Below are 23,435 nucleotides of genomic sequence, written 5' to 3'. Positions count from 1 at the left end.
TTAAAACGTTCCGCGCACACCCACGTTTAGTCGGCGGCCGCGCTCTTCATAATAGCGAAGGTAGTTGGCTTGACCATCAAAAAATACAAATTCATCTTCATCGGTAAGGTTTATACCCTCTAAAAACAGCGTAAGATTTTCCATCACGTTATAACTGAACGTCGCGTCCCACTGACCATAGTCGTCGACTGTTTCTGAGCGTCCCTGCAACCCTGAAATTTCACGTATGTACTCGCCACGGAAGTTGTACGACAAACGCGCTTGAAAGTCGTCGTCCTCGTAGAATGCCGACAGGTTATACGTTACGTCAGACACGTTTTCTAGTGACGATACTTTACCATCGGCAGTCTCTGCTTCACTGTCAACTAACGTAACATTGGTTTGATACCCAAACCCAGATTCGAAAAGGTGAGTGAGTGACAACTCAACACCTACTAACTCTGCCGAATCGTTGTTAGTCGGTCTGGTAACAATAAAATCTCGACCCCAAGGTTGTCCTTCCCCAATAAATTCAGTAGTAACAACATTTGAGACAGTGTCGCTGATATCTTTATAGAAGATAGCGGCTGATGCAGTGATACTTTCACCGTAATATTCTACTGACACATCGAAGTTGTTTGCTCGAGTTGGCGCTAAGTTGGGGTTACCAGCCACAATAGATTCGGTGCTCAAGTTAGTACTTGTTACTGCTTGCACTGTGGTTAAGTTATTAAGCGTTGGTCGCGTTATGGTTTCAGCAAACGCGGCTCGAATAAATAACTCTTCGGTAGCCTCTAAATTGAAGTTAAACGAGGGCAGCACGTCAGTATAATGAGAGTTAAACGCTACAGGAGTGTCGTTGCTAAATGAAAACACTTGATCGGGCGCGCCTGGCACTAACTGCTCAATATTTACAATTTGATTGATGGCACCTGACGAGGTTAAGTCGGTACGCGCAATACGCACACCAGCATTTGCCGTCCAGTACATATCGCCTAGGCTACCTTCTAACTCTAACTGAGCGTATGCACCAAAAACCGACTCACTGATGGTATTAGACTGATCGGGGCGAGCAATCGTGGTTAAGATATCTGCACCGCTTGTGTTAGCCACACCGCTAAAATCGTGAACGCGCGGATCGCTTCCCTCCGGCAGTGGGTTGCCATTAGCATCTTCAGGCATACCTTCTGCATTTAAGATTGGCGCTCCTGGTTGAAGCGATGAATACAGCGCACGCAGTCCGTCCCGCGTAAAAGTTGGGAAGAAATTAGGCACAGACGCGCCAGAATCTCCTAAGAAATCTGAAACAGGGAATGGTTGAAACATGGCGTCATAGAGGTTTGCGTCTATTCCTCTTAATGAAAACCCTGTAGAGCCACAGAAGTAGTTACACCACCTGTCGCGATTATCGGCCACCGTGTTACTTTTTTCGCGGTCGACGTAATCCATACCGAACTTCAACGAGCCGCCCTCATCAAACAAATACTCACCGTCTACCTTCATGCTAAGCACGGTATCTTCAATAAGATTTATCGAATCTCGCGTAAAATGCCCGCGATATTGCTGCGGAGGCTGACCATTAATAACGCCATCGTTTAATGCCGACAGAGGCACTCTATCTCCTTGGGCGATATTAGGGTTTAAACCGCGAGGAAACGCCGGATTATAAGGAGCAACTAGCGAAGAAAAGTTCGCTACTGGCCCGCCCTGATAGTCGTAAGTGTTAAACGCTGGAACCGGTGTACCGATAACGTAAAATGAACCACTTCCACTTCCCGATACAATGTTGTCTCGCTGTCCGTCTGCGCGCGACCAGGCGGCATCAAACTCTAAATCAAGCTTATCGCTGTAGCGCCACTCGGTGTTCCATCCAAATTGTACGGTTTCGGTGTCTACCTCGGTAAACCGACTATTGAGCTCTGACGACTGAAGATAGTCGAAGCCCTCTAATACGCCATTATCTGCAACTCTTACGTTGTTAAGTGAGGTAACACATCCTGGACACGGATAGTGAGCGCTTGCAAAGTACTCACCCGGACTTTCAAAAGAAGTATAGAGTACGTCAAAATTGTGTTGAATGATGTCGCTTGGTCGCCATTGTAGGGCAAGCGTTCCACCTATGCGCTCTATGTCTTCGTTAGCGGTGGCAAATGACATTGAGGAATAGTCGCCAATAACTTGCTGTTGGCCGTTGCCAGTAAACACGCTTGCATCACCGGGCACATTGGCTGGATCACCATACCCGCGAAGCTCGCCATCATTCATTTGATATAAAGGAATGGAGAAGCTATCAATGCTTTCCGCTACATCAACGCGAAATACGCGATTCATGTAATTTACCGAGGCCAGTATGCCAAACTTATCGTTGAGTTGCGTGCTGTAAACGCCAGATGCTCGGCTTCCGGTATCGTCTGCAAAATCATCGTACAAACCAGCTACTGAATAGGCCGCTACCGTACCGTCATTGTCAAAAGGCCGCGCAGACACAATATTTACCCGCCCGCCTATACTGCCGTCGCCTAAACGTGCCTCCGAGGTTTTATACACTTCGGCGCGCGACACTAGTTCAGAGGCAATATTATCAAAGCTAAACTCTCGGCCAATGTTTTCAGTAGCCAGCAAGCGGCCGTTAAACGTGACAGCGTTAAATTCTTCACCTAGGCCACGTATGGTGATAAATCGACCTGCACCGCCTCGAGCACGAGCAATGGCCACACCAGGTACGCGCTGCAACGACTCGGCAATATTCACATCTGGAAACTTACCCAGTTCTTCTGCGGTGATAGCATCAACAATACCGCCCGCTTCTTGTTTTATACTGGCAGCGGTTTCTAAACTTTTTCTTATTCCTGTTACCGCTATTATTTCAACGTCTGGCTCTTCTACCTCTTGGCTTTGAGCCACACTAATATTTGTAAAGAGAGTGCTTGGAAGCGCTATTGCAAGACTGATACAACGCGCTATGTGTTTTTTACGTGTGAGCATAAACTTTTCTCTTGCGATTATCTTCGATTATTCACTAAGGTTTCAGTCTTGCTCGAGGTAGTTCTTAATATTTAGCAAGGCTGTCACATAATCTTAATATTATGTTGAAAATTATGAACCTAAACAAAAACTTAAATTAACTAAAAAGACACTTAAAACCTCTAAAATTTAACTTAATTAGCATTTGTTATCATTGGTGAACAATGCGGGTAATGAGATGTAAAAAAAAGCAATAAAAAAGCCGACGCTACAGGTCGGCTTGAAATTACTAAACATGTGCTTTTTTAGCAGTAACTATAAAACACCTGATAAGGAGGAAGAGTAATATAGCTATCGCTGACTTGCGCGTTAAAGCCATGTCCTGTTAACGGCTCTTTTAACTGCAGGGGCGCTTTTAATACTAGTTCTGAAGCGGCCAAATTTACCACTACAAGAATGCGCTCTCCTTCCCATTCTCTTATCCAGCACAAAGCATTATCTTTGGTATCGAGAACCTCCAGCGTGCCTTTTACAAGTGGCTGATGCGATTGACGCCAGTGAATAAGCTGTCGGGTTCGGTTAAGCACACTATTTGACTGTTGTTGCTGTGCATCTGCAGATCTATTTACATGTTTCACATCTAATGGAAGCCACGGCTGCGCCTTGGAAAAGCCTCCGCCCACTTCACCGCTCCATGGAAATGGCGTTCTGCATCCGTCACGACCTTTATACTCTGGCCAAAATGGTTTTCCGTATGGGTCTACAATATCGTCAAAGTCTACCTCTGCTTCTTCAAGACCCAGTTCATCACCTTGATAAATACATACAGAGCCGTGAAGCGAAATTAACATTGCCATAGCAGCAAGCGAGAAATGTTCGGGGTCTTTATTTGCTCCCCAACGGCTAGCTACGCGCACCACATCATGGTTGCCGAGCGCCCAACAGGGCCAGCCCTGGCTGGATGCACTTTCAAGTTTGCGTACTACCGATAAAATATGCTGATTGCTCGCGTCTTCACTCAACAAGTCGAAGGTATATGCCATATGTAACCGAGTATTACCGCGCGTATAATCTGCCATCAACTCAAGCGCGTTTTCACCGTTCAGCTCGCCCATGGTTGTGGTACCTGGGTATTCATCCATTAACGATCGTAGCTTCTCAATAAACGTAATGTTTTCAGGCTGGCTAATATCGTAAATATGCCGTTGTTTAGAATAGGGATTAACAGCAGCGACACCTACCGTTGTATCTTCGTTATCAGCAAGCATAGGGTTGTCACGAAGCTGAGCATCGTGAAAAAAGAAGTTAGCTACGTCAAGCCTAAAACCATCCACACCTAAATCTAGCCAAAAACGTAAATTATCAAGCTGCGCTTTCTGCACCGCTGGATTATGAAAATTCAAATCGGGTTGGCTGGTTAAAAAATTGTGAAGATAATACTGCTGACGAGTCTCGTCAAACGTCCACGCACTGCCGCCAAAAAACGAGAGCCAGTTATTGGGTGCAGAGCCATCTGGCTTCGGGTCGGCCCATACATACCAGTCTGCTTTAGAGTTATGTTTGCTGGTTCTGCTTTCTTTAAACCATTCGTGCTGGTCGCTCGAATGGCTGATCACCTGGTCGATAATGACTTTCAACTTTTTTTGGTGAGCCTGCTTCAGCAATGACTTAAAGTCATCAATGTCGCCAAACATAGCATCTACCGACCTATAGTCAGAAATGTCATAACCAAAGTCTTTCATAGGTGACTTGAAGAAAGGCGATATCCAAATGGCGTCTACACCCAAACTGGCAATGTAGCCGAGTTTCTCAGTGATACCCCGCAGGTCGCCAACGCCGTCATTGTTTGAATCTTTAAAACTGCGTGGATAAATTTGATAAATTAACGCGCCTTTCCACCATTGCGACATAGTTACATCCCCATACGTCATTGTATTACCAATAGATGGCGGAAAGTGTAGCTAAAAATTGATGAGCAATATTCTAAACAGAATCTTAATTTAACTAAAAAAACTCTTAACTTTAATCAATTGACGGGCAACTCTCTCTTATTCTCAACGGAGAGTGCAAAACAACGCTTTTTTCTTCTCTTAATCCTAAGAATATTTCCGCCGCAATTTTTCCTTTTTCAATACTTTGTTGAGCAACGGTGGTTAGTGAGGGACGATTTTGCTCTGCTTCTTCTATGCCATCAAACCCCGTGATCATAACGTCGCGTGGTACTTCTAATCCAAGGTCGTGTGCGGCTCGAATTGCACTTAGCGCACATCTATCGCTCATGCAGAGCAATAAAGACGGTCGAGGTACAAGTTGTAGTGCCTGAATAGCGGCTTGGTACGCGAGCGCCTTGTTGTTGTCGGGTATATTCCAGATATGCTCGGGTGGAATGTATACCTCAGCATTGAATGCCGCATTTTGAAAACCTTGAAGCCGCTGAACGGTAATATTTTCGTCCACCGACAGCAATGCAGCATCATTTAAAGTACACAGTTTATCGGTATCCGCAATTCGAAGACCGAGTATTGCCGCATGCTCAGGCTTATGTTTAAACGCATGTGATGCAATATCTTGCGATGCTTTTCTATTTTCGATATTTATCGACGTGACTCCCTCCATTTCAAAGTCGATAGCGATGATAGATTTGCTGTGATAGCGAATTTCATCTAACCGTTCCTGTGCGGGTGGGCCGTAAATAATGAATCCATCTACGAACGACTCAATACCGCTAAGCTGTTTTACCCCGCGCCGAGATGGCATTACCAAAAGATTAAACTCAGGTTCTTCAAAGATTTGCGATAGCCCCTGTAGCATCTGATTTGCCACGGGATCAGAAAAGCTATAGCTCAGTTGGTTAGAAAGCATAACGCCAATAACTCGGGTTTTACTGGCTCGCTTATTTCGCGATTGAGCATGAGGCCCCGCATAGCCCATATTTCTGCACTCTTGAAGAATTTCGTCGCGGAGCTCTTTTGATAGTTGTGACGGCCTATTAAACGCATTCGATAGCGTTGCTGTAGACACACTCAGTTTTTCTGCAACATGCTTAAGCGTAAGTCTATTTGTTGAGCGACGTTTCATTTTAATCTCATCTGAATTTCTAGATTTGACCTCCAAGTATAGGATTATTGAATATATATAACTACCACACATCTAAACTCGAGAAAAGAAGCGGAATGACGACTCACCAATGAAAAGAAAACGACGGTGCGCTTGAGCTCGTAGCCGATTTTAAGTGAGCTTTTTATAAAAAAAGGTCTTTCACTGGTGAAGACCTAAAAAGTTTTCACAGCGGCTTTCTTTAAGGACCTGTACAAGCCCAACATAATAAAAGCATTTTCTACATATATGTTATATTTTTCAGTTATATTAGGGCGTATTGATCTTTGCTGTGGCATGCCTGTTTGACTTACGGATAAAAAGCTATGGTGGCAAAACACGCTAACAGACTATGTCAACATACTTTGCATTGTTTGGTAATAAGGAATGGATAATTGGAAAACTGGATTACAACCCCTTTTGAGCCTCTGAACGGCGTGACAGGAGGTATTTTTATTGGGCTATCAGTGGTAGTGTTATTGCTCACTCTTGGTCGCATTGCCGGCATATCAGGAATTGCTGCTGGCGCGCTAACTCAAAGGGGATCTGAACAATATTGGCGGTTAGCATTTTTAATTGGAATGTTGTTAGCTGCGATAATTTATAAAATGTCTTTAGGCGGCTTTGAAGTACAGACTCAGTTGGGCTCTGGCTGGATGATAATAGCGGGGTTGCTAGTAGGGTTTGGAACCCGCCTTGGCAGCGGATGCACTTCTGGTCACGGTGTAGCAGGCCTTTCTCGGTTATCGCCACGTTCAATAGTGGCCACACTCACTTTTATGGCGGCCGCGGCCGCTACCACTAATATCATCAGACACCTTTAGCACAGCGGAGAAAATAGATTATGAAAGTACTTATCGCTTCGCTATTTAGCGGCCTACTTTTCGGTTTTGGGCTTGTTATATCAGGAATGAGCAACCCTGCCAGGGTGCTCAATTTTCTTGATTTTAGTGCGAACTGGGATGCTACCTTAGCTTTTGTTATGGGCGGTGCCATTTTAGTGGCGGCACCCGGTATCTATTGGGTACGCAAAAGAAGCAAGCCTTTGTTTGCTAACAAGTTCGACATTCCTACAAGCAAAACTATAGATAGTAAATTGGTTTTGGGATCTGCATGCTTTGGTATTGGCTGGGGAATAAGTGGCTTTTGTCCTGGCCCTGCCGTTGTTGCTGTTGTATCTCTTCAGTCAGATGTTCTTTTATTTATCGGCGCTATGCTTGTAGGCATGCTGGTAAACGACAAAACTGGACAGAATTAACTGTTAATAATGAATAAGTAACTCTTTAAAAAGGTACACACCATGCTAAAAATAAAAAATCTAAGCCTGATGACTTGTTGTTTAGTCACCTTATTTAGTTTTCATTTTGTGGCTCACGCTCAAATGTCGACGTTTAAAGATGGCACTGTGATTAAAGGCTTTGGAAAAAGCGCTCCCGTGCCCTCTCATGTTTTGCCAGAAAACAGTGCGTTTAACATTACCTTCGACGTTGCCAGCACCGGTGGTGAAGGTGTGGTAAACCGCAAGTTTGATAGCTTAGCGCGCTTTATTAATATGCACGCTGCGGCAGGAGTTAAAAAAGAAAATATACACCTTGCGCTTGTTGTGCACGGAAGCGCAGTTTTTGATTTATTAAATGATGCGTCTTATCAAGAAAAGTACGACACACCAAACCCTAATAAACCGCTGCTAAAAGCACTTTTAGAGAACAATGTGCGCGTAATTTTATGTGGTCAGAGCGCCGCTTCAAAAGCTGTAGAAAGCGGCCATCTGGTTGAGGGTGTAGAGATTCAATTATCAGCGATGACCGCTCATGCTTTGCTGCAGCAAGAGGGCTATACGGTAAATCCGTTTTAGCAAATGTCAGCGCCAGCCCCTAAAACTATCCGTCGGAAAGAGACCGCTCTTAAATAGTCTACCTATTAAGCGCTGGGTTCAACGCTGACCTTTTAGTATTTACACATCGTGTCTAAAAAACTCAATCACAGAGTAGCCACACATACCCTATGACTGCTCTACCCCAGACATAGCGATGTCTATCGCGCTTTTTCCCATGGTTTGATTGCCAACATATTGTGGGTCGAACGCAGTGCGAGTAAAAATACGACGAACTAAAGGCTCGAAATGCGACAGTGGCTTGGTGGGATAATCTGGGTCGAAAGACGCCTGATCCCACTTCTCACAAAAATCTACGCACGACTGATACCACGGGTGGTCTTTTAAATAGTCACGTTCATTTCTGTCGCCACCTAAATGATGGGCGTAATAGAAATTTTGAAACAAGCCGTGCTGATTAATCACCCACGTCACTTCAGGGCGCACGTAAGGACGTAAAATAGAGGCCGCAAACTGAGAGTGATTGTGCGGCGCTAAATCATCGCCTAAATCGTGAATAAGCGCAGCGAGAATCATCTCATCATCTGCTCCATCTTCTTCTGCTCGCGTCGCCGATTGCAGCGAGTGCTCTAATCGCGACACTTGATAGCCAGAAAGCGTATGCTCTAATTGCGCTAGCGCCTTTAAAATTCTATCAGGCAGCCCTTTGGCAAACTCATCTTCATGCTTATCAAGAAATTGGAACTCTTCTTTCGTGCCTTCTTTCATTTGTTTGAATGCTACGGTCTCCATAGTGCTCCCCTTATTGGCCACTCATTTTTTGCTTTAACAGCTTATAACGCCCTTTCGGTGCATCGTAGTCGATATAAGCGCCGTGCAGGTGACGCAAACCTTTGTTCGGGTCGAAGCCCGTTCTGCCGTGTAACACGCGGGTATTGTGAAACATTTGCAGCTGACCTGGCTGTAAGCAAAACTTCCATTCAAACTCTGGCGAACTCAGTAGCTGACCTAAGCGCTTACGGGCATTGTGAAACGTAATGAGGTCGTCATCGCTCAACAACGGTAAATTGTCTAAACGCGGGCTGTAGGCAATGCCGGTTACTTTTCCGGTCGCATCAGATTCAATAATGGTGCGACGCTCAACCAAATCGACTTCGCTATCGAAATGACGAAAACGCACCGGCACTTCGCTTAGCATTTTGTAGCCTTCTGGCTGTTCTTTCTTTAGCTGCCCTAGTACAGATAAACTGTCCACTAGAGTAGACAAACCCTCACCCGCTTGGTTTTGTAAGCAATGCAGTAGTTGAATACCTGGCATTGGGTCGCGATACGGGTTATCGGTGTGCGGCCCAAGTGGCACCGAGCGATACGCTAAGTCGCTTGAATTAGGGCGGGAATAAACTTCAAAAGATTTACCAAAATTGGTTTCTCTTACGTGGCCAAAAATCTCGGCAACCTCAATGGTGGCCTCAAGATTCTGCGGCACGTTATCAACAATGATAACGCCATAGGTGAGAAACTGTTCAATACCTGCAATAAGCCCTTTATCTGAATGCAGCGAATGATAGTCCACATGAAAAACCGACTTATCGATATCGCTTTTCCAAGGACGAGGGGCTGGAGCGCCATCTAAATGGTCGAAATCGGCGTTAAACTCGCTGAGGTCGTACTCACCACTGTACCCATCGCTGAAGGTTAAGCTGGCACGCAGCTCACTTCTCTTTTCCACCCGAGTGAGTGCTACGTCGGTATCTAGCTGATGCGGATCGAACAGGCGATGTTTGGTTGTCTTATCCACGTTTTCCGTATCCTGACAACGCTCTCTTAGCCACAGCGCTGGTAAGGAAATTTCTTTGCCATCAATAAAGGCCAGTACGCGAGCTTTTTGTTCATCTATGCGGTAATTGAGTGTTTGCACCTGTTGCACTTTTGATTTTTCCTCTGTGAAATGTCAGGCTGCGAGTATCAAGCAAAATTACCTAGCAACACAGTAGCTACGACTTATAGGAAACATGCAAATTCATTATGAAGCAGCGCAACGAACCACCAACACTGAATAGCCTTATTGCGTTTGATGCTACCGTAAAGCACGGCTCGATGACCCTTGCTGCTGAAGAATTAGGCATAAGCCAGCCCTTAGTGTCGCAGCGAATACGGGCTCTAGAAGAGGTACTTGGCGGTGTGTTGGTGAATAGGGAACACAAACCGACCTCTCCCACCATGGCCGGCATGAAATACTATAATGAAATAGAAAAGGCTCTTGCCACAATTGTGCGAGCCACCGATAGCGCAAAAACTGACTTTAACGATTTTAGAACCAAAATTTCTATTAGCGCCTATTTTGGGTTTGCGTTTCATTGGTTAATGCCAAGACTGCAGCGTTTGCAGCAAGCCTTTCCTGATTACCTATTTGAAATTCAGCCAACAAATAGCTTATCTGATCTTCTCGCCTCCCAAGCAGACATTGTTTTTCACTACTCAAGCTTGGCGGGTAAATATGAATACGAACATATGATGATTGAGGAAGAGGTGTTTCCGGTGTGCTCACCTGAGCTTGCCGACAAGCTGGGCCTTAAAGCGGAGCAAAATTTGACTGATTTAAGCGATATACCCTTGCTTCACAAGGATGTTGACGACCCTCGCTGGCCTAATTGGAAAAGCTGGTCGAAGGGCGTAAAACTAAAGCCTTCCACCAACCCTATTGTGTTTCGTTATAACAATTTTCCATTAATTGTTGAGGCCGCTGTAGCTGGGCAAGGTTTATGCCTTGGCTGGAAAGGCTTAATTACCTCGTTTATTGAAGAGGGAAAGCTCATTCCACTTGGCCCAAGCTTAACGTCGCCAGGCCGTGGCTATACCATTTGCTCTAACTATCACTCTACCTTCGCTATTGGCAATGTTATCAAATGGCTGGTGAACGACGCATAAGTTAACACGCACTAATACTGTCTGTAATCGCTAGCTCAGTTTCAATACGTTCAGCAAATTGCTCAATGACATCAGCATCACTTGAAATTAGCTCAATCCTTGTATCAGCAGCGCCCTCTAGTACCTGCGGGCCTGTAACGCTTCAGACGGCGCTGCCTTTTAAGCTAGCTATAGCGTCATCGAGTTGAGTACCGCTATACCTAGCATCGATTAACTGAGACGATTAATCGTGATCGTGGTCATGCTCGTCTTCTTCAATACCTACCCACACGATACCTGATGGCACTACATCTAGCTCTGTATCAGATTCTATTTCCAACGTGTCTATATTGATATGCAAAACATGCTGCGCAATAGGATCTGCAACAAAAACTATGTGATCGTTTTGTGCCATGGTCATGGAGAAGTTCATGCCCTCTGGCATGCTGCTTACATCATCAGCAATTTGAAGCTGCCCTTCAAATTCAAACTCTACCTCGCCATCATGCATGTGTAGTTCATACTTTGATACATAACCTGCATCATCAAGAATCAGCAAGGCTTCTCCATCATATGAAAATGCATAAGAAAGCGGGCTAGCATTAGCTTCACTCTCCCAATCTACTACTTCCATTTCATTGCTTGATGGGTTGATGCTTACTAGTACTCGTTCCCCAGTGGCACGTGAACTGGCCACGCCAAGAAACAATTCTGCTTCTTTGTGTCCGTATACAGAACCCACTCTGAGTCCGTCTAGCTCAGAAATATTGGCAACTTTAACAGACTCAAACTCGTCATCATGAGCGTGCGCAATAATGACCCCATCTGCGCAACCAAATACAAAGAAGGTTTCGTTTTGTGCTGCGCCGTGTAGGTCAGGACAGGCTTGCTCCAGCGTTTGCTCTAGCTCATATTCACCATCGTGCAGATGGTATACACCAATTTGATCAGGTAATACTTTTGTATTTGACGTACTTTCGCTATCGTCTCTACGAATAGTAGAAAGAAGAATGTCGTCGTGCGCCTTAGCAACGCCATGCATGTTGACGTTGTAATTTAGTGTCGGTATAGCGTCGTTCTCAGACGTAACGTCACCGTCAGTTAGCACCTGAACTGACGCAGGAATTCCCGCTTCGCTATCGCCGTCGTAAAACACCGTCATCTGCCCATCAAATGAACCGATATGGGTTGGTCGGCTACCTGTTAGTACAAAATCACTCATTGCTGGGGCTTGCTCGTAGTCATGTAAATGCGCAACATGATCTTCACGCCATAACCCGCCATCAATAAATTCCACTACGTCATTATTACGCGATGATATCACCACGTATCGAGAGTCAGCTGATGTGTACATGCTGCTGCCATCGAACGTCAAGCTAAACGTATCAAGCTGCATGCCGTCGTCTAAATCAACAATTGATATTCCCATATCAGACATTACCGCCAAGCGCCCGACACTTTCTATTGTAAAATCACCGCCTGACGCTCCGCCTTCGCCAACATCAGAATCATCTGGCGCTTCCACAATTGGGTCGCGTTCGATAATGAGTGTTTCAGCATCGCCACCACACCCGGTAAGTAGCGCGCTTAATATCGCAATGCTGAGGCCACTGAGTTTTTTGTATGAATTCATTTTTCGTTCCTTACTTAAAAATGGTTTTAATTTAGAAATAGCCCTGTATGCCAACGGTCAAGTTTCGACCTGGACGGGGTGCTATATCTTTTAAAAATGAGGTATGAACACGCGCTTCTGTATCTGTTAAGTTTTCGCCGCGGAAAAAGAGAGAGGTATCTTGATCGAAAATGGCTAAATCGTAGGTTACGTGCAGATCCACAAGCGTGTAGCCGTCAGTTTCCGTCTCGAAATCGGCGATACGGTTTTGAGATTGAAAGCGTGTAATTTCGAGGTGGGCACTGAGCGCTTCATTTTCATAGCTAAGCTGCGTGCCAAAACGAAGGGGTGGCGTTCTTGGCAAATCCCCACCATTTTGCAAGCGAGCTCGCACAAAATCACCAAATGCAGATGCTTTAAATGAATCGGTGACCTGCCAGGCTACTTGCGTTTCAAATCCATGCAGGATCACGTCATCAGTTTGAAAAAGGAATACGGGCAACTCGCCAGAGTGATCATCTTCTGACTCTGAAGCATGTTGCGCGTGATCGTGCCCCTCGTGAGCGTCTCCATGGTCGTGGTTATGGCCATCGTCAGCAAACAAACCTGTATTGATTTGATAATAATAGTTATCAATCTGGTTGTAGAATAAGTTGGCAATAAAGCTGACATCACCCTGGGTTTTTCTGAATGTCAGGTCAATATTGTTTGCAGTTTCCAAATCGATAACTTCGTCGGTCAGGGTAATCTCCGACTCGCCGTCGTGCTGCTCTAGCGCAAAAAGGGCACCCACTTCATACGTTCGCGTGCCGATATGCGGGCCAAAGGACAGCAGTTCAGATGCAGAAGGTGCTCGCTGAGAACGAGAAACCGAAAGACCTACATTATAACCAGGCGCAAAGTCCCATACGATTCCGGCTGACAAGCTCATGGGAGTAAACTCATGATCGGCATAAAAAGCACGCGTTATGTCGGCGTCGCTATTTCCATGGTCATGCTCGTGGTCATGGTCGTGAGCATCATGGTCGTGACTATCTTCAGTACCGCTATGGTCATCGTGCCCATGGGCGTCAATGGTGGGAAGTAGTACTTGGTCAGCATTTAATGTAACTCGTTCAATACGTCCACCGAATTGCAGCAGTACATCACCAAAATGACGTTCTTCTAATAGCGACAGCGCCAGCATTTCTGTTTCAGATGGCGGCGTAAATGCTTCACTTCCCTGCGCTTCTACATCGCTTGCTTTGTAATGAATACTAAGGCCACCGTTGAAACCTGCAAAAGTTTGATGCAATAAGTCGAGGCGTAGTTCGTAGGTTTCATTTTTAAACGTTGTACCGGCTATGCCTGCTTCAATTTCTGCGTGTTCATAATCGGTATAACCGGCACGCATATTCACCTTACTGAGGATTGAGTCGTCAAACGTAAGCTCGCTCAATAATTGAATTTTGGTTTGTTCTAAATCGGCAAACACATCACCATGCTCAGACTCGCCGCCATGGTCGTGCTCGTCATCGTGAGCGTGGTCACCACCGTGCTCGTCGTCATGATCATCGTGTCCTTCTTCACCATGACTATGACCGGGAATACCGTATTCACGATTAAACTGTTCAACCGATATACCAACGTATCCGTTGTCTAACAAATAACTTGTACCCAATGTGAAGCCTGAAGACTCTTCAGCACTGTTGGCAACGGTATTCGCGCTGTCGTGTTCTTCGCCATGATCTTCGTCGTGCTCTAATTCTGGGTTAACGGGTACTTCATAATCATTGGCATCTCTGAAAAAGCCATCAGCATAAAACGCCACATTGCCCGTGCCTGTGGTGGCATTGAAACTGGCCAAGTTTTGATCGTCAACGCTGCTATGCTGCACTAACCATTCGCCTTGAGTGTCTTTACTCGTTGGAACCCGTTTATCTACTACGTTCACCACACCGCCAATGGCACCACTTCCATAGAACAGCGTTGCTGGACCACGTAGCACCTCAATTTGCTGAGCCGTTGATGCCTCTGAAGCGACAGAGTGATCCGGGCCAACACGTGAGACATCACTCACATCTAACCCGTTTTGCGCTATAAGGACACGGGGGCCACTGAGGCCTCGAATAATCGGCGTGCTCGCTACTTTTGCATGAAAGTTGGTGTGAACTCCTGGTAGTTGCTCTAGCGTGTCACCTAGAGTGGCGGCTTGCTGCCTGCGAAGCGAATCTCCGCCTAGAACATTTACCGGTATTGCCGACTCCATAGAAGACAAATGAATTGGCGATGCATATACGTCGATAACTTCAATAGGACTGCGTTCTAATACAAACGATACCTCAGTGCTTTCATCACTGCTTATCGTTATGTCCTTATGTAGGTGGGCGTAATCAGATGCCCGAATATGTAATTCTGTTACGCCTTTGCTTGCATCTTCAATGACGAATTTGCCATTTTCATCGGTGGTCACTTCTAAACCAGAGCCCTCTAGTTCAACAAGCGCTCCCGCTACAGGCAAACCCTTTTTGTTTGTCACTTGACCTTGAATAGTTTGAGCAGTAGCTGTCGCGCACAGACTTGAACAGACTATCAAAGCAACCTTGGATAACTTTCTCATCCACTCCCTCACCTTTTAATATGTTATACTATAACACTTGTTAATTTTAGGTAATGTTATATTATATCAATTGCATCGGCAACGCCTTATTCACAAAAACCACCTTGCGAGGTAATGATGACCTTTAAGCGCTTTTATTTACTATTGTTCATCTGTGCTTCGGGACAATCTTTAGCAAATGTCCATGTTCACGGAGCAGGTTCGCTGTTTATCGCTCAAGATAACAATATTTGGCTTTTTCACTACGAGCTTCCCTCAGCGGATGTTTTCGGGTTCGAGCATCAACCTGAAAACGATAAGCAGCGCGACATCGTCCTATCTCGTAAGCACTTGCTTAACAATGCAAAGCACTTAATGCAAGTGCCAGCCGGTTGCAGTATTTAACGTTGTCTGGGCTACTAATGCAGGGCAAGGCTGTCAAACTGCGACCATACAAACGGCGACAGTGAGGATATGATGACAGTAGCCAACCGCACGCCAAAGTATGTGGCGAAAGCTAGAAGTTTGATTGAAAGTAGCGCAAATAAACCCACGGTTTTAGTTGGGCTAGAAAATCGATTTGCTGCTTTTACATTGCAGCGGCAACTCAATAACTTTAAGGACGACCGTTTGATAGCGGTCCTACTTGAGGTAGCAATGACTCAGCTGTGGCAACTGATGGGCAATATTGATTGGTGGCTTTGCATTTTAACTTATCGCGGTTAGCAGTTCAGCTAATTCCGCTGGACTATTTATATTGGCAAATTCTTTTTCATCGCCTCTGTATTTTGCGGCGCTAGCACCAACAGCATTGATAACATTGCGTACCGACGGTGAAGGCGTTTGCATGACTAGTTCACTCAGTGTATTTGAGTTGCTAGCCGATATTGGTATCACTAAAGGTAAGTAATATTGCTCATAATAATAAGCGCATTGATGTTGTTGTGATAGTTGGATGAGCGTAGTCAGATTTTTGGGCTGTAAAAAAGGCATATCGACGGGAATGAATAAAGCATACCCCTTTATAGCTTGGGTTTGCGCCAAACAGTCCTCGCTTTCAAGGCAATGCGAATATGAGTGCGTTACTAACTCACAAATAGCCCGACCAGGCCCTAAACCTTTTGTATTTTCATGAACATCAGCAAAGCGACCACCCACTACAATATGGCGGTGTACCTGCGTGTGGTTCATCACGTCGCGTGCGGTTTGCAGCATACTGCGCCCCGCAACGGTGACCGTTGCCTTGTCTTGGCCCATTCGCGAGGAACGTCCGCCAGCCAGAATAAAGCCAAGGCAACGTTGCAACGGCGTTTTTGTATAAGGTTGAATACTTAAATCATCTAGCATGGGCGTTACCCTAGTAGACTTAGATTTTGGCGATTAAAACTTCGTTGAAACCCACACCCATACTCGCTCGGTATCAACACTGAAATCTTGCGCTGAATAATTTGCATATTTGACACCTAAATTGAACTTTTCAGCCACTTTAGTTGTGTACAAAAAGTTTATTTCATTACCAAAATCATCAATGGCAATGGCTGCCTCATCGGCGTCGAATTGATGGTAAATCGCAGTCCATTTACCTCCTGCAAACCTCGTTGAAATTGTGGCAGAAAAATCTTTCAGACCCTGAGTTGGCGTATTCAAAAATTGATCAGACCAACCATTGAATTTATGCAATGTGGATAAGGGAGTAGCAAAACCGTAGTTGCCGTCGTCAGAGCCAAGTACCTCGTACCCTAATTTCGCCGTAATGCCAGATACAACAGCACCGCCCTCAAGCAACGTGTACGTAGCATCGAAATCTGTAGTGTCGGTTTGCGCGCTTTGCGTTGCCACCTCTGCGGTATAAAGCCATTTAATAGTATCTGTTTTATAAGCACCCGCAAAACGCAGGCCGTAAGTATCAAGGGCGTTCTCAACATCGTTATCTATTTCGAGTAAATACGCATAGGCCGTTAACTTACCTATATTGTTGCTATAACTTACATTTAGAAAATGATCCTTTGAATCAAAATCTGCGGCTTCTGCAAAAATACGATTGCGCTGATTAACATAAGCATAAAAGGCGTTGATGTTATCGCTCACTTTATAATTTACAGATATCCCATCAAAGGTTTGACGGTCTTGACGCCATGCAACGCTACCAATAAAGCGGTGAGTGTCTAGTGCGATAACTTGCCGCCCCGCTTTTACTTTTATGTTGTCACTTTTGTATTGGATGTAAGCTTGGTCAAGCTCGGTGGTTTCAGGGTCGGGTATAACTGAGAACTCACCTACATTGTATCCCGTAGGACCAACAGTATAGTCGCCTTGACCCATCACTATTCGGCTGTCCTCCATTTCAATTTTAAATGAAAAACCCTTGTACTCGCCCGATTCAATACCGGCAAATGTACGTAATGTTAATGCATTGGCATCACGCAAGGCGTTGTCTTGAGAGGCACCTTCGTATCGTAAATATAGGTCTGCGCTTGCTTTAATGTCTGATAGCGCGTCGTACCATTCTGCTGCGTGAGCAATGGGGGTTAGTGCCGCTGTTAAACTGAATGCGATTATTGTCTTATTGATCATTTTTGCTGTAGTTTTCATAGTGAGTTCCTAAATTTTGTGTGAGAAAACCTGACCCGGTCTCAGAGAGTCGAGTTAACCTTTTGTTTTTATTATTTGTTGCTTTTAAGTGCTATGCAGCGTCGCTATTGTTTGACGCCTTCTGCTGTTTCGCTTTTTTATAGTGTGAAACCGGCTCTACTTTTTTTTGCTTTTCGTACAAGAAGGTGAGCACCTCATGCCGGTAACGATTGTATTCTGGGTTATCTGCTAATATTAAGCGGTCTCGAGGGCGAGGTAGATTTACCTCTAGAATTTCGCCAATAGTGGCCGAAGGTCCATTTGTCATCATTACAATGCGGTCGGAAAGCAACACAGCTTCATCCACATCATGGGTGATCATGATGACGGTGTTACCAAGTTCGGCATGGATATCCATTAATGAGTCTTGTAAGTGCGCGCGGGTAAGAGCATCTAACGCCCCAAAGGGCTCATCCATCAGCAATACTTTTGGCTCCATGGCTAACGCTCTGGCAATACCTACCCGTTGCTTCATACCGCCCGAAATCTCTGACGGCAGCTTATCAAGTGCATGGGTCATATGAACGAGTTCAAGGTTATGCAAAATCCAATCGCGAATATCCTTTTTCGATTTATCCTTCTGCGTTTGTTTAACCGCAAGCTCCACGTTTTTGTACACAGATAGCCACGGCAGCAACGAATGATTTTGAAACACAACAGCACGTTCTGGACCGGGCTCTTTTACCTCGCAACCATCTAAAATAACACCACCATTTGTAGCCTGATGCAGGCCTGCAACAATGTTTAATACTGTCGACTTACCGCAGCCTGAATGACCAATTAGCGAGATAAATTCGCCCTTCTTTATTTTCAGATTTACGTCGGTAAGGGCGGTAAAAGGCCCTTTAGGCGTGGGAAAATCAATACCTACTTGTGATAGCTCTAAATGTCTGTTTTGCATAATTTATTCCTCTTATAATCGTTGCTTAATTATCGCAACACCGAGTTTTTATCCCAGCTTGCGAAGCGCTGAACGACTAACATCAAACGATCGAGCATGAAGCCAATAATACCGATGGTAATAACTGCCACCATAATTCTGGCTAACGACTCAGAGCTACCATTTTGAAATTCATCCCACACAAACTTACCTAACCCCGGGTTTTGAGCCAGCATTTCAGCAGCGATAAGCACCATCCAGCCGATGCCTAAGGACAAACGCAGACCTGTGAATATCATGGGAATAGAAGCCGGCAACACAATTTTTTGTACATGCTTTAAAGGTGTTAATCGCAATACTTTACTCACGTTAACTAGGTCTGAATCGATATTGGATACACCTACCGCCGTATTGACCAACGTTGGCCATAAGCAGCACAAAGACACAGTGACTGCCGAGGTGATAAACGATTTTGAAAACATGGGGTCGTTGCTGACATAAAGGGCACTAACTACCATCGTTACCAACGGCAGCCAGGCCAAGGGAGAAACAGGTTTGAATATTTGAATGAGCGGATTCATCGCAGCATAAGCAGACTTACTGAGTCCGCACAAAATACCTGCCGGCACTGCTATTACGCTAGCAATAAAAAAGCCCACCATGACCGTGTACAAGCTAGTCCAAATTTGGTCAAAAAAGGTTGGAGCACCGGTAAACTCGCGAATTTTAGGCACGTAGCTTTCGTCCTGCGCCAAACGCTTGGCATTTCGTACCTCTTGGCGTTCATAGAAGGCGTCTGCTTTCTCTCGCTGCGTGTTGTGCTCGCTAACAAGCACAATACTCTGTTCCCATACCTGTGCAGGCCCTGGAAATTGCCCTAACGACGTATCAATAGATTTTGAAATGCCATTCCAAACGGCTAAAAATAATAGTATACCGACCAATGGCATGAGCAATTTAGGTAGCATTGAAACAAGTTGAGTTATCTTGCTTTTGCCGTCTAGCTGGCCAATTTGGCTTATTGCCTGTACCGATTTACTCATGGTTATGCCTCTTTGTGTTTAGGTCAACACGGTTAAAGTACCGTGTCGTCTTTAAGTCCAATTGAAAATTGCTTGAGATAACCATTTGGCTTCGTTCCATCAAACGTCACATTATCGATAAATTCAGTTTGCGGCGGTTTAAAACCAGTCTCAGAGGCGAAGTCGGGAAAGTCTGACGCTTTTGCTAAGCCATCCTTGATAAGCGCTTTTGCAGCCCTAGTGTAGATATCAGGTCGGTAGACATTTTTGGCCGTCTCTAGATACCAGTCATCAGATTTAGGCTCAGAAATTTGGCCCCAGCGACGCATTTGTGTGAGATACCAGATAGCATCACTGTAATAGGGGTAAGTAGCGTTATGACGGAAAAATACGTTGAAGTCGGGTATGTCTCGCTTATCGCCTTTTTCATATTCGAAAGTGCCGGTCATACTGTTGGCGATAACTTCTTCATCGGCACCTACATAGCTGCTTTTCGCAAGCATTTTTACTGCTTCCGGCCTGTTGGCGTTGTTATTGGCATCAAGCCACATAGCAGCACGGATCATCGCCTTTACCACGCGAATGTGAGTGTTTGGGTTTTCTTCTGCCCATGAACTGCTTACACCGAATACTTTTTCTGGGTTGTTTTTCCAGATTTCATAGTCGGTGATCACCGGCACACCGATGTCTTTAAATACCGCCTGCTGATTCCATGGTTCGCCCACGCAGTACCCATTAATAGTGCCTGCCTCCATTGTGGCAGGCATCTGAGGTGGTGGTGTTACAGATAGAAGTGCTTGGGCATCGATTTGACCTGAGGTATCCCCTTTATGCGGTGCGTAATAGCCGGGATGAATTCCTCCTGCCGCTAGCCAATAACGAAGTTCGTAATTATGCGTAGAAACCGGAAACACCATACCCATTTTAAAAGGTTTGCCCGCTTCTTTATAACTGTCTACAACGGGTTTTAGGTAATCAGCTTTAATAGGGTGAACTGGCTTTCCATCTTCATGAGGAATCGCCTTTTTCATATCAGCCCACACATCGTTCGACACGGTAATGCCGTTGCCGTTTAAGTCCATGCTAAAAGCAGTAACAATATGAGACTGCGTACCATAACCAATAGTGGCGCCTAGTGGTTGCCCGGCTAACATATGCGCACCATCAAGCTGACCATCTATCACTCTGTCTAACAGGACCTTCCAGTTTGCTTGCGCTTCCAACGTGACATACAGCCCTTCATCTTCGAAGTATCCTTTCTCGTAAGCTACTGCCAGTGGTGCCATATCAGTCAGCTTAATAAATCCGAATTTAAGCTCTTCTTTTTCTGGCCATCCAAGTTCTTGCGCGTTCACAGTAGTAACCGATGCCAACAGCGATACTGAAAATAATGCAGCTACTAAAGAGAGTGCACCGGCTGGTTTTCTGCGTTTTCTATTTACAATAATTGATAACATTTACTTTCCTTTAGCCAAAAAAAAACCCACCCGCTATGGATAACCGTGTTATCAATCGCGGGTAGGCTTCGTTGCCGAATGTTTCGTTACTAATATGAAGTAACAAAACACTAAATTTTGTTTAAAACCTCGCCCTAATAAAAAACAAGCATTATGGCGGAGCTTTCTGTGTGTGCCAAAAGTGAATTAAACACTTTTAATAACACCACCTACTTTATACTATTCACGTTTAGTGCCAAAAGTATAAAGCCATATTTTTCAAAGCCTTAGATTGTGCACCTCTTTTTACACTCATTGGTTTGACTGAATTTAGTGCATTTGCTGCACAATAATCATCCGTTGCTTTTCTTTTCTTTTCTTTAAGTCAGTTCATTCAACTTTCAGCTAAAGATGTCTCTACTGACTTATTGTGCTCTTGTTCATTAGTTCTGCCGACACCGGTTGTCGCGCTGTTACCACCTCACCAATAATCACCAGTGCAGGACCGGCTACTACCGCATCAAGAACCCGTTGATAAATAGTTGTTATTGTCCCCGTTACCACCTGCTGCTCAGGGCAACATGCATTTTCTATTACCGCAACAGGTAACCCACTATCAATACCTTCGTCAATAAGCTTTTCAGAAAGTTGCTGCAACCGTTTAAGCCCCATGTAAATAACGGTTGTTTCATGTTTTGCACTGTTAGCAATAGCGGTCCAATCGGCCTGCGTTTCTGGGTTTTGAAATTGCGCAGTCATAAATTTTACCGACTGGGCAAACCGTCTATCGGTAAGGGGAATACCCGTATAGGCAGAAGCGCCCGAGGCGGCCGTGATCCCAGGCACAATGGCAAACTTTATGCCTGCATTGTGAAGCGCCATTGTTTCTTCACTGGTACGCGCAAAAATAGCAGGGTCGCCCCCTTTTAGTCTTACCACTCGCTTGCCTTCAAGGCCTAGTTCAACCAAGCGCTGACAAATCATAGTTTGTGGCATGCTGTGTTTACCGCACCGCTTACCCACAAACTCTTTACTTATATGCCGTGGTATACAGTCTAATACTGACTGGCTAACCAACCAATCAAACAGTACCACATCAGCAGTTTGTAAAAGGCGGTGCGCTTTAAGGGTTAAAAGCTCGGCGTCACCGGGGCCGGCACCAACGATAAATACCTCGCCCCTGTGTTTTCTATTGCTTTGTGTAGCAGAAGGCGTAGAAGTATCAATGCCCGTATCGCGATTGATAAATGCGCTTTGAATACGAAATAAGGCACTGTGCAAAGCACCTGAGAAGGCATGTAATCGTGCGTTCATAAAAGGGTTTCCTCTGTCATCGGCGTATTCGCCGATGTATCATCATGGTTCGGTTTAGGTAATGTACTGGCTTTGTGATTAGCAGAAAGTAATGAAGCCAACTCCGTTTTACATGAACCACAGTTAGTTCCACATTTAAGTGCAGTACCTAACCCGCTTACACTGTTAGTGCCCTGTTCAATCGCTGTAGTAATGGTTTTTTCGCGCACGCTGAAGCAACTGCACACAATCTTACCTAGCATAAAAGCTTCGTCGGGTTGCTGATGCAATAGACTGTTTATTTGTGCCTGCGTTAGCGCATCGTCACTATTGAACATACTTTCTAGCCAATCGGTAGGTATAGACAGTGAAGATGTATTGAGCATGATACTCAACACCACTTTTCCTTTGTGTGTGGCGACTAACGAGCATTGATTTGCACATTGAAAGGTATACCACTGGGTATTGTGTGGTAACAGCGGTACAACATTATTTAACAGCTGCATCGGGGGAACTATGTCGGCGATTTGGGTGCACGATATACTGCCCGAGGTAGTATCAAGCCAGTAATAGCATGACGTTTTTATAGCATCAACCAAAGCGCTTTCGCCAAACAAAACTCCCAATGTAGCGGGATGAAAAGGGGTAGCGCTGACCGCGCCGTGTTTCAACTCAGGCTGGCCCGATAACACATCGTTTGCCCCGTTAAGAAGCGCACCCACTTTGCAATGCGATCCCCATGTAGCCGACCAATGAAAAGGGGCGAACAGCTCGCCAGTTCGCTGCCTATCGTCAAGTTTAGCAGGCAATATAACCTTGATATCGCCACTGCAAGCCGCGTGAAGTTCAACGAGCGCCCCTTCGCTAATACCTTTTCGTTTTGCGTCATCTGGATGAATACTTAGCCAGGGTCGATCGATATGCTTAAGCAAACGCGACGCGTTGCCAGTGCGTGTCATGGTATGCCACTGGTCGCGTATCCGCCCTGTATTAAGTATATAAGGGTATTGCGTGCAGGTTTGTTGTTCAGGCTTTTGGGGCGTTATTGCTATAAAACGGGCTTTACCGTCTTTGGTGTAATACTCACCATTTGAAAATAATCGTTCACGGCCTATGCGATGTGCAGATTCAAGAGGCCATTGTTGGGGCCGCAATGCGTCATACTCAGCTACCGTTAGCGTAGCTAGTGGACCTAAATCAAGC

Annotated in this window: 20 protein-coding genes and 1 pseudogene; 6 read left to right on the top strand and 15 right to left on the bottom strand. The window is 45.2% G+C overall.

Annotation, left to right across the window (positions count from 1 at the left end):
- The 3 genes from V7R39_RS09565 to V7R39_RS09555 all read right to left on the bottom strand — a co-directional run bounded on the left by V7R39_RS09565 (position 1) and on the right by V7R39_RS09555 (position 6,021).
- Entirely contained in the window at positions 1-2,964 is a 2,964-nt protein-coding gene (locus V7R39_RS09565) for a TonB-dependent receptor (protein ID WP_334030322.1), read from the bottom strand.
- 284 nt (positions 2,965-3,248) lie between these two features.
- Positions 3,249-4,853: an alpha-glucosidase family protein gene (locus V7R39_RS09560; RefSeq protein ID WP_334030320.1), complete on the bottom strand. Its 1,605-nt coding sequence runs from the start codon at positions 4,851-4,853 to the stop codon at positions 3,249-3,251.
- A gap of 112 nt (positions 4,854-4,965) precedes the next feature.
- Entirely contained in the window at positions 4,966-6,021 is a 1,056-nt protein-coding gene (locus tag V7R39_RS09555) for a LacI family DNA-binding transcriptional regulator (RefSeq protein WP_334030319.1), read from the bottom strand.
- 413 nt (positions 6,022-6,434) lie between these two features.
- On the opposite strand from V7R39_RS09555, the gene V7R39_RS09550 reads away from it, so the two are divergent.
- The 3 genes from V7R39_RS09550 to V7R39_RS09540 are packed head-to-tail and all read left to right on the top strand — an operon-like array spanning position 6,435 to position 7,894.
- Positions 6,435-6,863 (top strand): YeeE/YedE family protein, encoded by a 429-nt coding sequence (locus V7R39_RS09550; RefSeq protein ID WP_334030317.1) that lies wholly within the window; start codon positions 6,435-6,437, stop codon positions 6,861-6,863.
- Between the two features lie 20 nt (positions 6,864-6,883).
- Positions 6,884-7,297 (top strand): YeeE/YedE family protein, encoded by a 414-nt coding sequence (locus V7R39_RS09545; protein WP_334030315.1) that lies wholly within the window; start codon positions 6,884-6,886, stop codon positions 7,295-7,297.
- A gap of 42 nt (positions 7,298-7,339) precedes the next feature.
- Positions 7,340-7,894 carry a DsrE family protein gene (locus V7R39_RS09540; RefSeq protein ID WP_334030314.1) on the top strand — a complete coding sequence of 185 codons (555 nt, stop codon included), beginning with the start codon at positions 7,340-7,342 and terminating at the stop codon, positions 7,892-7,894.
- A gap of 147 nt (positions 7,895-8,041) precedes the next feature.
- Here V7R39_RS09540 and V7R39_RS09535 read toward each other — a convergent pair whose 3' ends face one another.
- Together V7R39_RS09535 and V7R39_RS09530 are read right to left on the bottom strand one after the other, a co-directional pair.
- Positions 8,042-8,665 (bottom strand): HD domain-containing protein, encoded by a 624-nt coding sequence (locus tag V7R39_RS09535; RefSeq protein ID WP_334030313.1) that lies wholly within the window; start codon positions 8,663-8,665, stop codon positions 8,042-8,044.
- 10 nt (positions 8,666-8,675) lie between these two features.
- Positions 8,676-9,800 carry a TauD/TfdA family dioxygenase gene (locus V7R39_RS09530; RefSeq protein WP_334030312.1) on the bottom strand — a complete coding sequence of 375 codons (1,125 nt, stop codon included), beginning with the start codon at positions 9,798-9,800 and terminating at the stop codon, positions 8,676-8,678.
- 98 nt (positions 9,801-9,898) lie between these two features.
- Between V7R39_RS09530 and V7R39_RS09525 the strand changes: the two genes are divergently transcribed.
- Entirely contained in the window at positions 9,899-10,801 is a 903-nt protein-coding gene (locus V7R39_RS09525; RefSeq protein ID WP_334030310.1) for a LysR substrate-binding domain-containing protein, read from the top strand.
- A gap of 223 nt (positions 10,802-11,024) precedes the next feature.
- On the opposite strand, the gene V7R39_RS09520 is transcribed toward V7R39_RS09525, so the two are convergent.
- Both V7R39_RS09520 and V7R39_RS09515 read right to left on the bottom strand, forming a co-directional pair.
- Complete coding sequence (locus tag V7R39_RS09520) at positions 11,025-12,413, bottom strand: 5-methyltetrahydrofolate--homocysteine methyltransferase (RefSeq protein WP_334030309.1); 1,389 nt, start codon at positions 12,411-12,413, stop codon at positions 11,025-11,027.
- A gap of 31 nt (positions 12,414-12,444) precedes the next feature.
- Positions 12,445-14,991, bottom strand: coding sequence for a TonB-dependent receptor (locus tag V7R39_RS09515; RefSeq protein ID WP_334030307.1), 2,547 nt, complete (start codon positions 14,989-14,991; stop codon positions 12,445-12,447).
- Positions 14,992-15,105: 114 nt separating this feature from the next.
- Here V7R39_RS09515 and V7R39_RS09510 point away from each other — a divergent pair, with 114 nt between their 5' ends.
- Both V7R39_RS09510 and V7R39_RS09505 read left to right on the top strand, forming a co-directional pair.
- A complete protein-coding gene (locus tag V7R39_RS09510) occupies positions 15,106-15,375 on the top strand; it encodes a ZrgA family zinc uptake protein (protein ID WP_334030306.1) in 270 nt (89 codons plus the stop codon).
- A gap of 69 nt (positions 15,376-15,444) precedes the next feature.
- A complete protein-coding gene (locus tag V7R39_RS09505; RefSeq protein ID WP_334030305.1) occupies positions 15,445-15,696 on the top strand; it encodes a hypothetical protein in 252 nt (83 codons plus the stop codon).
- Here the strand turns inward: V7R39_RS09505 and mobA are convergent.
- From mobA to V7R39_RS17840, 8 genes and pseudogenes are all read right to left on the bottom strand, one after another.
- Positions 15,679-16,317 (bottom strand): molybdenum cofactor guanylyltransferase, encoded by a 639-nt coding sequence (gene mobA / locus V7R39_RS09500; protein WP_334030303.1) that lies wholly within the window; start codon positions 16,315-16,317, stop codon positions 15,679-15,681. The genes V7R39_RS09505 and mobA overlap by 18 nt on opposite strands.
- A 33-nt stretch (positions 16,318-16,350) precedes the next feature.
- Positions 16,351-17,562 (bottom strand): alginate export family protein, encoded by a 1,212-nt coding sequence (locus V7R39_RS09495; protein WP_334030302.1) that lies wholly within the window; start codon positions 17,560-17,562, stop codon positions 16,351-16,353.
- Positions 17,563-17,653: 91 nt separating this feature from the next.
- Positions 17,654-18,502, bottom strand: a complete 849-nt coding sequence (locus V7R39_RS09490; protein WP_334030300.1) for an ABC transporter ATP-binding protein — start codon at positions 18,500-18,502, stop codon at positions 17,654-17,656.
- Between the two features lie 29 nt (positions 18,503-18,531).
- Entirely contained in the window at positions 18,532-19,449 is a 918-nt protein-coding gene (locus tag V7R39_RS09485) for an ABC transporter permease (protein WP_334030603.1), read from the bottom strand.
- Between the two features lie 107 nt (positions 19,450-19,556).
- On the bottom strand, positions 19,557-20,960 hold the full coding sequence (locus V7R39_RS09480; RefSeq protein ID WP_334030298.1) for a CmpA/NrtA family ABC transporter substrate-binding protein: 1,404 nt from the start codon (positions 20,958-20,960) through the stop codon (positions 19,557-19,559).
- 396 nt (positions 20,961-21,356) lie between these two features.
- The gene (gene cobA / locus V7R39_RS09475; RefSeq protein WP_334030297.1) at positions 21,357-22,253 is read right to left on the bottom strand and encodes a uroporphyrinogen-III C-methyltransferase; all 897 of its coding nucleotides are present in this window, start codon (positions 22,251-22,253) and stop codon (positions 21,357-21,359) included.
- Positions 22,250-22,495 (bottom strand): (2Fe-2S)-binding protein, encoded by a 246-nt coding sequence (locus V7R39_RS17845; protein WP_438823535.1) that lies wholly within the window; start codon positions 22,493-22,495, stop codon positions 22,250-22,252. Before V7R39_RS17845 ends, cobA begins: the two co-directional genes overlap by 4 nt.
- A gap of 411 nt (positions 22,496-22,906) precedes the next feature.
- Positions 22,907-23,221: pseudogene (locus V7R39_RS17840) on the bottom strand (molybdopterin dinucleotide binding domain-containing protein); the annotation flags it as partial.
- Between the last annotated feature and the right edge of the window lie 214 nt (positions 23,222-23,435).

Source organism: Alteromonas sp. P256 (genome assembly GCF_036864455.1).
Taxonomy (GTDB): Bacteria; Pseudomonadota; Gammaproteobacteria; order Enterobacterales; family Alteromonadaceae; genus Alteromonas.
This window is presented reverse-complemented; position numbering and strand designations above follow the sequence as displayed.